Below are 14,180 nucleotides of genomic sequence, written 5' to 3'. Positions count from 1 at the left end.
ATAGTTGGTTTTATAAAAATTAATAAAAACAGAATGTTATTTAAATTTTTTAGCCTGCTATCAAAACAATTCTAATTTTGTAATTGCAAAATGTATGCTTCTACGACTTAGAGGTTCATAAAGAAATTTTGCATAAGTGGTTTTTTTTTGTACATTGAAAATTCAAAAACAAAATAACACAGAGGGATTATGTCACTACAAGGAAAAACACTGTTCATTACAGGTGCAAGCAGAGGTATCGGTCGTGAGATTGCACTTAAAGCTGCAAAAGATGGTGCAAATATTGTGGTTGCTGCAAAAACGAGCACTGAACATTCGAAACTCAGTGGTACGATTCATTCTGTTGCAAAAGAAATAGAAGCAGCTGGTGGGAGAGCATTAGCGATCCAACTTGATGTCCGAGATCAAGATGCTGTCGCAGCCGCAATGAAACAGGCTGCTGAACATTTTGGTGGGATAGATGTCCTCATTAATAATGCTGGTGCGATTAATTTGAGTGGGGTTGAAACGCTTGATCCAAATCGTTTTGATCTCATGTATCAAGTTAATACTCGCGCCGTTATGGTCTGTAGTCAAGCTGCCTTGCCTTATTTAAAACAAAGTCAAAATCCACATATTCTTAGTCTCTCTCCACCTTTAAATTTAAAAGAATCGTGGTTTGCGGTTCATTCTCCTTACACCATCAGTAAATATGGCATGAGTATGTTGACCATGGGAATGAATCAAGAATTCGAACGTTATGGGATAAGTGTTAATGCCTTGTGGCCTAGAACCATTATTGCAACTGCAGCGATAGAATTTTCTCTCGGTGGACGTGAGTTATTTAGCAAGGCTCGGACACCGGCAATCATGGCTGATGCAGCGTATGCAATCTTGACGAGTGAGAAACGTTCGATCACGGGTCGTATGATGATCGATGAAGAGATATTAAGAGAGAAAGGTGAAACTGATTTCGAAAAATATCGAGTTGAGCCATCAGATCAGGAATTGATGGTCGATTTATTTGTTGATCCATAAATGAGAAAGCCCAACATAGCGTTGGGCTTTATTATTTATACTAAATTATCGTAATGCAGTAAGGTTGACATCCTTTTGATACATCTCGATCTGCATGACTTGCTCAGTTAAGAATGCTTTACGTTGGTCATTGCTCGGATGACTTGCAAACAAAGTTGATTGATCTTTATTCATTTTACGTTTGTTGAGATTTGCTTCGAATTTATCCCAAAATGAGAGTGCTGCATTATGATTGTAGCCCGCTCTCACCATCAAATCTAAACCAATCAAATCAGCTTCTTCTTCTAGATGACGGCGATGAGACATATTGGTTTGATTGCCTGATAAACCACTTGCAAGCCCGATGGCAGCCCCAGTTCCCATGGTTGCACCCATTAGACCCAAATTCATTGCTGCGAAACGAGAAGCCTTTTCACGACTATGATTACGGATAATGTGTGCCATTTCATGCGCAATTAAGGTGGCTAACTCGTCATCAGATAAGTTTTCAAACATATATACAGCCGAATTAACTACAATTTGCCCACTTTGAAAGGATTGGGCATTCGGTTTGCTGCTGAGCACACCGTTAATTCGCCATTGAATTGGTTGACGACCTTCACGTAAATATTGATTAGCATGTGGGATTAAACGTGCCAAAATTTGATTTAAGCGTGGATCTTCAAGATATAAAGACTTAGTCTTCGCTTTCTTTTCAAATTTATTATAGCTACGATTTGAAATTTTATTCCAAGCTGATTCCGGAATAATCATGAGTTGTTTACGTTCGGAAGCTACAGTGCCTAATGATGTGGTTGAAACACAGCCAGTCGTGATTAATGCAATTGAACTTATAATACCAAACGCGAAGGATTTCATAATTACACCTTAATGATGGGATATTATTTGAGATCTAACTTGATTTTTAATAGCTAGATTTTGTGTTTAATTATTGTTCAATATTTAGATTAATTAAACAAACATTATTTTAACTATTAATTTGAACTAATTAATATCATGGTGGTTATAATGAGATTTTAGTCACATTAATATTTATTAATTCGTTATTTTATTATTTAGATAAATTATTTTATTTATATATATTTTGTATTTTATTATACTTTTATTATATTATTGGTGGTTGGATTAATATTTATTAAAATTAATAATATATATAAATCAGTAATTTATGTTTTATTATTGTTTTTTTAAATATTTAAGTGTGATTCTGTTTTTTAATTTAATTTAATATGAGAATAAATTCTCACTATTTTAGTTGAATATTGATAAATAACTCATAACGAAATATTTTGGAATTCCATTCAAGGCTATTAAAAATTAATTCTTATATTGTGAAGTTTTTCTTACATTGAATTGGTGTATTTTGTGATTTAATTCACACATATTATCGTTGGGTGTTTTAATTAAATTTGGGTGGACTAATTATATGATTTATAACCACGAATTTTTTTGATCACAGTGTTCTAAGGCCTGTTTGATTTTTGATAAGGTCTGAGCCTCATTAATATGCGCATGCTGCTTATCCTAGCCAATCGATGCAACAGAACACTTTAAAATAAATTCATCTAAACTTATTTTGTCTTCAGTCAATATAAGTATCAATTCGTTCAATTTCAAAGATGTTTAACCTGAACTTGAGTTTTCAGTACTCGTCATTCAATCGCATCGTATTTTGAAAGAATGATTAATCTTGATGTTGAGTACTCGGTGAATCAAATGAGGGTTTCTTTGGTGGTTCGAGTAAAGTCTCAATCACAAACGCTGTGCCAAGGTGATCAACAGAAATATTTAAAGAATTCCAACGGAATAATGAGATTTTTTGCGATATAAAGTTCATGTTAGGGCGAGTACAAATGTATGAGCGATCTCGAGTGACGATGGGCGTTGAAGCGGCATTTGTTTTATCACGCTTTCTTAATTCATTCTTTGAACTTTGAACGACTAGACAGGAACTGATACAGTCAATATGAATAAGTGGTTTAAGGGTAGTTTATTGCTTGGTTCTTTGGTGAGTAATTTTGCATTTGCAGATTTTCTACCACCAGATCAAGCATTTCAATTTGAGGCAGTATCAGTCAGTCATCATCAAGCTGAACTAAAATGGAAGATCGCAGATGGTTACTATCTCTATCATGATCAAATCAAAGTTTCAGACATTCAAGGTCCTGTAAAGTTATCTCTACCACGCCCAAAAGAGAAAGATGATCCAAACTTTGGTATGACCCAAGTGCATTATCAGGATGTAATCAGCAATATTCCAGTCAAACCAAATCAAGAATTTAAGATTCAATGGCAAGGATGTGCTGAAAGTGGTTTATGTTATCCGATTCAAAGAACAACGATAACAACTGACAGCACAGGTTTATTCCCAGCGCAGCAAACTACACAAGCTAAGAAAGTTTTAAATCTCAAAGAAATTTCAGCGGCATCTAATGGAGTTGTAAATACTCGAGATGCACAAGAAAATGCTTCACCAAAAACAGAAACACAACTCATTTCAAAGGATAATAATACAGTCTCAGATCGTAAAAATTTTAACGCTTCTGCGCTTGAGTTAGATAAAACCGAATTTGGGGAAAATAATTTAATCAGTGAGGATCAATCCACGCTAGATGCAAATTTATCTAAAGAAAATTTGAACAGGCCAGCCAGCTTTTCGAGTGTATGGAACAACGATCAATTTTTTTTAAATTTGCTCTCTCAACAAAGTGTATGGCTTAATTTATTGGTGTTTTTAGGACTTGGAATATTGTTGGCATTCTTGCCTTGTTCATTGCCCTTAATTCCGATTTTATCAGGCATTCTTGTGCAAAATCACAGAGGTTATCGTGCCGTGATAATAGCTTTTATTTTTGTCACAGGGATGGCTATCGTTTATGCGTTAATGGGATTCGTTGTTTCTCAACTGGGCTATAGTTTTCAGCGTTGGTTTCAAAGTCCGATCTTCATCAGTATTTTTAGTCTCCTGTTTATTATTTTTGCCCTTAATCTTTTTGGTGCATTTCAAATCTCTTTACCTCAAGGAATGTTACAACGCTTAGATCTTTGGCAACAAAAACAAAAAGGCGGAACATTGATCGGTGCAGGACTCATGGGGATGATTTCTGCACTGATAGTTGGACCCTGCATGAGTGCTCCGTTGGCTGGAGCATTGATATTTGTCTCACAGATGAACCAACCTTTATTAGGGTCGACTTTTCTTTTTGTTTTGGGCATTGGGATTGGTTTGCCGCTTTTTATTGCGGCAGTTTTCGGGACGCATTTTTTACCTAAACCTGGGGTATGGATGGATCGACTCAAGGTCTGTTTTGGCTTCGTGATGTTGCTTGTGGCCATTTATTTTGCACGGCCACTTATTCCAACCAGTATTTATCAAATTCTGATGGGTCTTTTACTTCTTGGATTCGCTGTATATTTACTCTGGAAAATGCGACCTTATGTCGAAAAAATAGTGGTTAAAAGCATCATCATATTATTCAGTCTTGGCATGATGTTTTTAGGAGTGAATTATGTGCAGGAAGGGTATACGCACTCACTTGTAACGCAGGCCAAAACATTACATACATGGCATAAAGTCAACTCTGCCGCGCAGCTTTCAAATGTTTTGAACGCAAATCAAGGTAAAGCCGTAGTAATTGATGTTTACGCAGATTGGTGTGTTGCATGTCAACCGATTGAAAAAGAGGTACTTCCGCGTGAAGATGTTCAAGCCAAACTCAATGAGTTGGTTTTAATTAAATTAGATCTCACTCATTTTGAACCAAGCCAAGATGAACTGTTAAAAAAATGGCAAATTTTAGGTCCGCCAACATTTATTTTTTTAAATACGCAACATGATGAAATACGTGATCTGCGCTTGACTGGAACTTTTACTGCAACACAGTTATTAAATCGATTGCAGGAACAATCTGTCGGGATGGTTCAGTAATGATTTCATTTGATGGGATTCAACTTGGATCACTCATGTTTCCATGGGTTTTATTGATTCTATTCAGTGGGATACTGTTCATCAGTATCCTGATCAATGTTTTAGGTCATCACTATAAATGGACAGATACCCAAGTCAAAATCAGTAAAGATTCAGTGTGGACAAGCATCATTATTGGAGCAGTTGCCGCTAGAGTCATCTTTGTTATGTTCTATTGGGAGACTTATATTGCAAATCCTTTAGATATACTCAAAATCCAAGATAAAGGATTTAGCTTATGGAGTGGATTATTCTTCGGTGGGCTAAGCTATATCATTCTCAATCGAAGCTTACGAACAAAAATGAAGATCATTTTAGTTGGGGTGTTTTTATTTTGGGTAGCGATTGGCGTAATGATAAAAACTCAATACAAGGTTGAAAGTTTTTATCCTGATCTAAGTTTTCAGATACTCCCAACTGATCATAGTGAAAATAAGAATGAAGGGTATTTCACAGATTTTTTGGGTCAGCCTACAGTCGTTAATTTGTGGGCGAGTTGGTGCCCGCCATGTCATAGAGAGATGCTAATACTTTTTCAAGCACAAAAGGCTCATCCCAATATTCATTTTGTGATGCTCAATCAAGGTGAAGATATCACAACGGTTCAAAACTATTTACAAAAACACAGCTTCAACTTTAAAAATGTCAGACTTGATGTAAATGGGGAAATGCCCAAGCAGAGCAATAGTTTTGGCTTGCCAACTACATTGTTTTACGATGAAAAAGGTAAATTGGTGGATAGACATATGGGTGAGTTAAGCGCTGCAAAAATGCAAGAATATTTAATTAAAATGACAGCTGAGTAGAGCTAAAGGTTATGAAAGATATAAATAAATTAATATTGTTGTCTAGCGTATTTTTAATAAGTAGCGTCAGTTATGCGGATTTAAAAAAGCAGATTTCAGCAGAGGGCTTTGAGTTTGTAAAAGAAATTCCAGCACCAGCAGGTATGACAGGATGGGCAGGGCATATGAACCAACATCCAGGCACGGTTTTTATTTCTAATGATCAGAAATATTACATTATGGGTGATTTATATAATGCTCAAGGTGAAAATATTTCTATTGAAGCATTAAATACACATGTCAAAGACGCCGTATTAGATGATGTATGGAAGAGCATTGAAAAGTCGACTTGGATTCAAGATGGTGAAAATACAGCAGCACGCGTTGTTTATGTATTTTCAGATCCTAACTGCCCATATTGCCATCAATTTTGGGAAGCTGCACGACCATGGGTAAACTCGGGAAAAGTTCAACTTCGACATATACAAGTTGGTGTAATTCGAGAAGAAAGTCGAGGGCAGATTGCCACCATACTTAACTCAAGTGATCCTGCTAAAGTATTTAATGACTACAATAAAAAGAAAGGTAAAGAGCGATTAGTTGTTACGCAAAATATATCAAAATCTTTACATGAAAAAATCGACTATAACGAGTCACTTATGGATAAATATGGATTTTTTTCCACGCCAGCTATGGTATGGAAAAATCAACAAGGAGAGTTCAAGTCTATGCAAGGAATGGCAAAAGACTTGCAAGAAGTTTTTGAAAAATAGAATTTTTTGGTCTTTAGTACTCTTGAATACAAAACTTTAAAATTTAATACATGGTCATTTACATGGAGAATATGATCGTATTTGAGTCTCATATCCACAACTGAAAGAATTGCAAGATTATGAAGTAGGATCGCAATATAAGCGATAAAGCGTTTGCATAATGGTGAGGACTTTAGGATCACTCACTTGATAAAAAATTTGTTTACCTTCACGACGAGTCACCACCATTTCAGCTTTACGTAATACGGTTAACTGTTGTGAAAGCGTGGGTTGAAAAATTTGAGTTCGATTCTCAATTTCCTGAACGTTCAATTCACCATCTACTAAAATACAAAGTATCTTTAAGCGATCAGGATTCGACAGGACTTTAAGTCGATCGCTGACTTGATCAACTTGTGAAAAATCCATTTGATTTAATTCAACATCAGACGGCATTGGATGTTCCTTTGAAACAGAAGGATGCGTATGTTAAAGCATCTTGATTATTTTTCAAAATTATATAATATAAAAAAATATATTGTAAATAAGTAAATTGTTATGCATGATTTTGTGATTGCTTTTTTAGGTGGAGCACTACTCGGTTTATCTGTGGTTGGATACTTATATGTGAATGGTCGAATAGCAGGGATTAGTGGTTTAATCGGTCAAGTACTAAATCCGCATAAAGTTTTCAAAACACCAGCATTGTGGTTTTTAATGGGTCTCATCATCACACCGTTTATCTATGGTATTTGGGTTCAGCCTGAAATTGAACTCGAAGCAAGTCCATTCATGATGATCGTGGCAGGTATTTTAGTTGGATTTGGAACACGTTTAGGTTCTGGCTGTACAAGTGGGCATGGCATTTGTGGTTTAAGTAGATTGTCCAAAAGATCTATTGTGGCAACACTAAGTTTTATGCTGACAGGCTTTATAACGGTTTATTTAATTCGACATGTCACAGGAGCATTCTAAATGAAAAACCTTTTTGCTTTTTTGTTTGGCTCACTTTTTTCCGTGGGGCTCATGTTATCTGGAATGTCGAACCCTGAAAAAGTTCTTAATTTTCTTGATTTATTCGGTGAGTGGGATGCAAGTTTGGCATTTGTCATAATGGGTGCCATTGTCGTGGCATTCATACCCTTTCAGATCGTAACCAGAAGTGAAAAACCTTTAACTCTATTCAATGAGACTATTGATTTACCAAAGAACAATCAGCTTGATAACAAGCTCATCATAGGTGCTAGCTTGTTTGGGATAGGATGGGGCATCGCAGGCATCTGTCCAGCACCAGGATTAACATTAATTGGTTTAGGGCATTATCAATCACTCTATTTTGTGATTGCGATGTTGATAGGAGTTTTGATTCACCATAAATGGATGGGAGCATAATTATGAAACTAGTGATGAAAGATGCCACTAAAGATCAAATTAAGCCGCTAATTAAAGATTTTTTTGATCAAAATACCAATACATTTAGTTATGTCGTGGCTGATCCTGTGACATTAAGTTGTGCCATTATCGATAGTGTTTTAGATTTTGATGCTGCTTCTGCGACAACAACGACGGAACATGCTGACCAGATTATTCAATACATACATGAACAGCATTACAAGGTTGAGTGGATTTTAGAAACACATGTGCATGCTGATCATTTGACCGCTGCGCAATATTTAAAATCAAAGCTAGGTGGCAAAATTGCCATGAGTCATCATATCGGAATTGTACAAGAAACATTTGGCTCGATTTATCAATTGGATATTAAAGCAATAAACGCACAGCAACCATTCGATTATTTATTTAAAGATCATGAGTGTTTCAAAATTGGAGAAATTGAAGCCTACAACATTCCAACGCCTGGTCATACACCTGCTTGTCTTAGTTATGTGATAGGTGATGCAGTTTTCGTGGGTGATACTATATTTATGCCAGACTATGGTACAGCACGATGTGATTTTCCACGGGGCAGTGCAGCAGAATTATTTGATTCAGTTCAGAATCTTTATCAACTGCCTGATCATATGCGTGTATATCTATGTCACGATTATTTACCAGAAAATCGACATCAATATATGTGTCAAACAGATATAAAAACGCAAAAAGAATCTAATATACACATTCGAATTGATTCAAAAAAGAATGATTTTGTGGAAATGCGCAATAGCCGTGACGCAACATTGGGGATGCCAAAGCTCATTTTACCAGCGATTCAAATTAATATAAACGGTGGCAAATTTCCGCCCACTGAACACAATGGAGTGTCTTATTTGAAAATCCCTTTAAATTTTTTCTAATCATAAAATTTAGCTACTTTAATTTTTATAAATATTATAAATACATGTTATGTATAAAATTGAAAAAGGCTTTAAAAACAAGTTCAATAGGCGTATAGTTAAGCATGAAAGTTGATCAGCCTAGTCGGTTATTAACTTGATTTTTTCTATGTTTCTAAACACTCTTTATCGAAAAGAGTTGAGAGGAAATTTTGCTAAGATCTAGTGGACTCATCATTGCATTTGCAACGGTGTTATTACAACTAGCGGTTTATTTACAGCCGATCTTACCGGAGAAATTTCATATCGCTCCGGTATGTATGTCTATTATGCATAATTTACTTTCTCCAGAACGCCATCAGCATGTTCATGAGACTTATCACGATATCGTCCACCATTTGAGTGAACACGAACATCATCACGACCATAATCAAATTACTCACCAATGCCAATATTGCACTGTTTATGGAGACCTCGTCTTACCATTTGATTTTGGTGTAAAAGAAATTTTTGATCGCTTACAAGTTAAGCTGAGTTTCTACCGCAATTCTTTTTGGCACGTTTATTTTTCTCTACAGAAGCTCTATCTTCTGCCTCAAGGCCGAGCGCCACCTTTTGGACTCTAATTGATTTAAACCTTGGATCATTTTGATCTTAATCAATTTATGTAGAGTTCAATATTATGAAAAAAATCTTTAAACAGTCTGTAGCCAACAGACGGTATTCACTCATCCTCAAAAAAGTGAATTTAAAATCGCGTGTTATCGGAGTGATACATGACATCTACAATATAATTCTAACTGTAGTTTTAAACTCAGTGAAGAACAACATTCACCACAAAACTCAACGATAAGGTGACGTCATGGATCTAGGACTAACAGCGCTCGAATTGGCGCGTATTCAATTCGCATTCACTGTTTCATTTCACATTATCTTTCCAGCAATTTCGATTGGATTGGCAAGTTTTTTGGCTGTGCTCGAATGGCGTTGGCTTAAAACGAATGATCCTGTTTATCGAGATCTGTTTAAATTTTGGATAAAAATATTCGCACTTTCATTTGGTATGGGTGTCGTTTCAGGCGTGGTGATGAGCTATCAGTTTGGAACCAACTGGAGTGAATTTTCACGTATAGCTGGTAGTGTCACTGGACCATTGCTGACGTATGAAGTGCTCAGTGCGTTTTTCTTAGAAGCTGGTTTCCTCGGTATCATGTTGTTTGGCTGGGGGCGAGTTGGGCCAAAGACGCATTTTTTTGCAACCTTAATGGTGGCAATAGGAACATGTATATCCATGTTTTGGATTCTGTCATCTAATAGCTGGATGCAAACACCTCAAGGCTTTGCATTTGAAAATGGAATAATCGTTCCTCAAGATTGGTTCGCGATTGTCTTTAACCCATCCTTTCCTTATCGATTAGCGCATATGGCACTGGCCGCTTTCTTGGTTTCAGGCTTATTGGTTGCCGCAACTGCTGCATGGCATCTACTCAAAGGACGCCGTGATGCGTTAGTTAAAAAGTCATTCTCGATGGCAATGTGGATGATCCTTGCTTTAGCTCCACTACAGATGTTCGTGGGTGATTTACATGGATTGAATACCTTAGAACATCAGCCTGCTAAATTAGCTGCAATCGAAGGTCATTGGGAAACCAATAAAGATCATGGTATGCCGTTGTATCTATTTGGTATTCCAGATATGGAAGTTGAAGAAACTAAATATGCGATTGGTATTCCAAATCTGGGTAGCCTGATCATGACACATACCCTTGATGGTGAGGTTAAAGGCTTAAAAGAATTCGCACCTGAGGATCGACCTAATTCAACCATTGTTTTTTGGAGTTTCCGAATCATGGTGGGTATGGGCATGCTCATGATCTTACTGGCTGTATTTGGTCTATGGCTACGTAAGACAGGCAAATTTTATGAGTCTAAATGGTTGCACAAGTTTGCTTTGTGGATGGGGCCTTCAGGTTTTATTGCATTATTGGCAGGCTGGTTTACCACAGAGGTGGGACGTCAACCTTGGATTATCTATGGCGTAATGCGTACGAAAGATGCGTTATCTCCTGTCTCTGCGGAACAGGTTGGGCTGACGCTGATTATTTTTGTTGTGGTGTACTGTATCGTATTTGGTATCGGTATCTTTTATATGTTGAAAATGATGGTGAAAGGACCAGAATTTATTTATTCAACACCACATTCAGATGGCGAAGTGATCCGAGCGTCTAAACGCCCGATGAGTACCATTGATAATGAACAACAACTTGAAGCATCAAACAAGGTGAATGATCAGGAGAATTTGAAATGATTGATCTATCATTGATTTGGATTATGATCATCGCACTAGGTGTGTTGATTTATGTCGTTCTTGATGGTTTTGATTTGGGAATTGGTATTTTATTTCCATTTGTGAAAGATCGCCAAGAGCGTGATGTCATGATGAATACTGTAGCACCCGTATGGGATGGCAATGAGACTTGGATGGTACTTGGTGGAGCTGGTTTATTTGCCGCTTTTCCACTGGTCTATTCGACTGTATTGTCCGCATTATATATGCCCATCACCTTAATGGTGATCGCGCTTATATTTCGTGGAGTCGCTTTTGAGTTTCGTTTTAAGGCTAATCGGACCAAAGCACTTTGGGACCAAGCATTTATTTGGGGTTCAATTTTAGCTTCATTTTTACAAGGTGTGATTTTAGGCGCTTATATTCAAGGAATTCAGACGACCAATGGTGTGTTCACGGGTGGTGGGCTAGATTGGCTCACTCCATTTTCACTCTTTACAGGTTTAGGCGTTGTTGTGTTATACGCGACACTCGGTTGCGGATGGTTAATTTTTAAAACGGATGAGCGTGTACAAGATCATATGTACCGTCTGATGCCTAAGCTTATGATCGCGTTATTTCTAATATTTGGCGCTGTCAGTATTTATACTCCCCTTGTACATGACGATATTGCACAGCGTTGGTTTAGTCAGCCACAAATGTGGTATTTCAGTCCCGTACCAATACTGGTATTGATTTTCACTTTCCTAGCGCTCAGAGCTTGTAAACGTCGTCAGGAGTTTGCGCCTTTCATCTATACATTGGCTTTGGTATTTCTTGCGTATACGGGCTTCTTAATTAGTTTATGGCCTAATATCATTCCGCCAAGTGTAACGATTTGGCAAGCTGCTGCACCTCAAAGTAGTCAATTATTTGCTCTCATTGGTGCACTCATTCTAATCCCAATTATATTGTTTTATACCGCTTTATCTTATTGGGTATTTAGAGACAAGGTCCGTGTTGGTGACGAAGGTTATCACTGAGGAGAATGATAATGAAACTGAATCAAGCAGGGTGGTTTATTGTTTTATGGCTCGGTGGTTTTTTAAGTCTATTATTGATTGCTGGTCTATTTCGATTGCTCATCCAGTGGGCGTATTAATCTAAATCTTTAGACATCAACAATTAACCCATCATCTAGGTGATGGGTTTTTAATTTAAATACTAACGACTAATCGTTGTTGATCATAATTGGGTAATAGAAACTATGATATAGGCACAATTAAGCGGATTTTAGCTTCTAAACCAACGCTTTAAAAATTTACTTAAACAATTGATTTAAGATAAAATTAGAAGAATCATCTGAATCTTTGAGAATGATAAGTGACATCGTTTCAATCACTTATGACATAACTATCGCCGTTTTAAGGAATCACGAGACTGATATTTAATTGTCGTTGTTCATGGTCTAATTACTGTGAAAAAAAAGCCAGACTGGTGGAGCAATCTGGCAAAGCGTCAAGATGAGTCACCCGTGACAAGTGATGTTTGCTGAGTTCAGGTTTAAGTTGTTCTGAACTTATGCCTGAATAAATTCAGCCACAGCCTGGTTAAACGCCTGTGGTTGTTCAACATTCGAAATGTGCGAAGCATTAATCTCAACAAGTTGACTACCCGCAATCGTGGCTTGCATAAACTGACCATCTGCCACAGTGGTCACAGGATCTTGTTGACCCGCAATAATCAATACAGGAATCGAAATCTGTTTGAGTTGTTCACGCACATCCGCCTTAGCCAAAGCTTCACAGCAGCTTGCATAACCTTCAGGGCTGCCAGCTCCTAAGTCGTTTGAAAGTTTTTCAATCACTGCTGGGTTGCTTTGGATAAAGGGATCTGTAAACCAACGACCTGCAGCCGTTGATGCAATCGGTGCTAAACCTTGTTCACGAACCAGTACGGCACGATCATTCCAAGCATTTTCATTGCCAATTTTAGCGGCGGTATTACACACAATCACATGACTAAAGCGTTGAGGATGATTGATCGCTAACCATTGGCCTGTCAAACCACCCATCGAAATACCACAGAATGCAGCTTTTTCAACATTTAAATGGTCGAGTAAATTCACCACATCTTGACCAAGTTGATCAATGGTATATGGACCCTGAGGCGCGTCCGATGCACCATGACCACGTGTGTCATAACAAATCACATAATGAGAAGCTTTAAAAAACTCAATTTGTGATTGCCACATGCTGAAATTTGTCCCTAAAGAGTTAGAAAAAACAAGAGCAGGCTTGCTTGAATCACCAAAAGTTTGATAATTGATTTGCGCATCATTTGAAGAAAAAGTAGGCATAGAATCCCTCCCGACCTCCCTTGAGAAAAGGGAGGGGGTTTTTAATAGTTAAACACGTTCAATAATTAAAGCGATGCCTTGACCCACACCAATACACATAGAGCACAATGCATATTTGCCACCAGTTGCTTCTAGTTGATTCAGTGCAGTCGTCACCAAACGCGCACCTGATGCACCCAATGGATGACCCAGTGCAATTGCACCACCATTTGGGTTTACACGCGCATCATCGTCGGCTAAACCTAGGTCACGTGTACATGCCAATGCTTGTGCTGCAAACGCTTCGTTCACCTCAATCACATCCATTTGCTCTAGTGTTAAACCTGTTTGAGCCAGTAACTTTTTAATCGCAGGTGCAGGACCAAAGCCCATAATGCGAGGTTCAACCCCAACGGTGGTTGCACCAATCACTTTGGCACGAGGCTTTAAACCATATTTTTCTACAGCTGCATCAGACGCAATCAGAATCGCAGCAGCACCATCGTTAATCCCTGATGCATTACCTGCGGTTACTGTACCGTCTGCTTTTACAACAGGTTTTAACTTGGTTAAGGCCTCGAGGGTGGTTGCACGAGGATGTTCATCTTTTGCCACCACAACCGCATCACCTTTACGCTGTGGAATAGTCACAGGCACGATTTCTTGATCAAAGAAACCGCGTGCTTGTGCAGCAGCCGTACGTTGTTGGCTGGTTAAAGCAAATTGGTCTTGATCAGCACGGCTAATATTGAACTGTTCAGCCACGTTTTCAGCCGTTTGCG

General features: G+C 37.7%; 15 protein-coding genes. 11 read left to right on the top strand and 4 right to left on the bottom strand.

Features of this window, described 5'->3' with window-relative positions:
- Positions 1–189 precede the first annotated feature (189 nt).
- Complete coding sequence (locus AC1M86_RS07090; protein WP_481607623.1) at positions 190–1,017, top strand: SDR family oxidoreductase; 828 nt, start codon at positions 190–192, stop codon at positions 1,015–1,017.
- 45 nt (positions 1,018–1,062) lie between these two features.
- On the opposite strand, the gene AC1M86_RS07085 is transcribed toward AC1M86_RS07090, so the two are convergent.
- Entirely contained in the window at positions 1,063–1,875 is an 813-nt protein-coding gene (locus AC1M86_RS07085) for a M48 family metallopeptidase (protein ID WP_481607622.1), read from the bottom strand.
- Between the two features lie 1,108 nt (positions 1,876–2,983).
- Here AC1M86_RS07085 and dsbD point away from each other — a divergent pair.
- From dsbD to dsbG, 3 genes are read left to right on the top strand one after another with little or no spacing between them, the layout of a single operon-like run.
- Positions 2,984–4,945: a protein-disulfide reductase DsbD gene (gene dsbD / locus AC1M86_RS07080; protein ID WP_481607621.1), complete on the top strand. Its 1,962-nt coding sequence runs from the start codon at positions 2,984–2,986 to the stop codon at positions 4,943–4,945.
- A complete protein-coding gene (locus AC1M86_RS07075) occupies positions 4,945–5,790 on the top strand; it encodes a prolipoprotein diacylglyceryl transferase family protein (protein WP_481607620.1) in 846 nt (281 codons plus the stop codon). The genes dsbD and AC1M86_RS07075 overlap by 1 nt, the downstream gene beginning before the upstream one ends.
- A 20-nt stretch (positions 5,791–5,810) precedes the next feature.
- On the top strand, positions 5,811–6,542 hold the full coding sequence (gene dsbG, locus AC1M86_RS07070) for a thiol:disulfide interchange protein DsbG (protein ID WP_481596680.1): 732 nt from the start codon (positions 5,811–5,813) through the stop codon (positions 6,540–6,542).
- A gap of 117 nt (positions 6,543–6,659) precedes the next feature.
- Here the strand turns inward: dsbG and AC1M86_RS07065 are convergent, their stop codons facing one another.
- Positions 6,660–6,977: an ArsR/SmtB family transcription factor gene (locus AC1M86_RS07065; protein WP_092768848.1), complete on the bottom strand. Its 318-nt coding sequence runs from the start codon at positions 6,975–6,977 to the stop codon at positions 6,660–6,662.
- Between the two features lie 102 nt (positions 6,978–7,079).
- On the opposite strand from AC1M86_RS07065, the gene AC1M86_RS07060 reads away from it, so the two are divergent.
- The 7 genes from AC1M86_RS07060 (at position 7,080) to AC1M86_RS07030 (ending at position 12,222) form a co-directional block, all read left to right on the top strand.
- Positions 7,080–7,496, top strand: coding sequence for a YeeE/YedE family protein (locus tag AC1M86_RS07060; protein WP_092768851.1), 417 nt, complete (start codon positions 7,080–7,082; stop codon positions 7,494–7,496).
- Complete coding sequence (locus AC1M86_RS07055) at positions 7,497–7,913, top strand: DUF6691 family protein (RefSeq protein WP_481596673.1); 417 nt, start codon at positions 7,497–7,499, stop codon at positions 7,911–7,913.
- Between the two features lie 14 nt (positions 7,914–7,927).
- A complete protein-coding gene (locus AC1M86_RS07050; protein WP_481607692.1) occupies positions 7,928–8,815 on the top strand; it encodes an MBL fold metallo-hydrolase in 888 nt (295 codons plus the stop codon).
- Positions 8,816–9,006: 191 nt separating this feature from the next.
- On the top strand, positions 9,007–9,420 hold the full coding sequence (locus AC1M86_RS07045; RefSeq protein WP_481596672.1) for a DUF2946 domain-containing protein: 414 nt from the start codon (positions 9,007–9,009) through the stop codon (positions 9,418–9,420).
- A gap of 236 nt (positions 9,421–9,656) precedes the next feature.
- Positions 9,657–11,102, top strand: coding sequence for a cytochrome ubiquinol oxidase subunit I (locus tag AC1M86_RS07040; protein WP_481607619.1), 1,446 nt, complete (start codon positions 9,657–9,659; stop codon positions 11,100–11,102).
- The gene (gene cydB, locus AC1M86_RS07035; protein ID WP_481607618.1) at positions 11,099–12,103 is read left to right on the top strand and encodes a cytochrome d ubiquinol oxidase subunit II; all 1,005 of its coding nucleotides are present in this window, start codon (positions 11,099–11,101) and stop codon (positions 12,101–12,103) included. Before AC1M86_RS07040 ends, cydB begins: the two co-directional genes overlap by 4 nt.
- Before the next feature lie 11 nt (positions 12,104–12,114).
- Positions 12,115–12,222, top strand: coding sequence for a DUF2474 family protein (locus tag AC1M86_RS07030; RefSeq protein ID WP_155757002.1), 108 nt, complete (start codon positions 12,115–12,117; stop codon positions 12,220–12,222).
- 417 nt (positions 12,223–12,639) lie between these two features.
- On the opposite strand, the gene pcaD is transcribed toward AC1M86_RS07030, so the two are convergent.
- Both pcaD and AC1M86_RS07020 read right to left on the bottom strand, forming a co-directional pair.
- On the bottom strand, positions 12,640–13,419 hold the full coding sequence (gene pcaD / locus AC1M86_RS07025; RefSeq protein ID WP_481607617.1) for a 3-oxoadipate enol-lactonase: 780 nt from the start codon (positions 13,417–13,419) through the stop codon (positions 12,640–12,642).
- Between the two features lie 48 nt (positions 13,420–13,467).
- A partial coding sequence (locus AC1M86_RS07020) for an acetyl-CoA C-acyltransferase (RefSeq protein WP_481607616.1) occupies positions 13,468–14,180 on the bottom strand: 713 nt, incomplete at its 5' end.

Source organism: Acinetobacter sp. ANC_7654 (assembly GCF_056779855.1).
The sequence above is the reverse complement of the archived record's forward strand: the minus strand, read 5'-3'. Positions and strand labels throughout refer to the sequence as shown.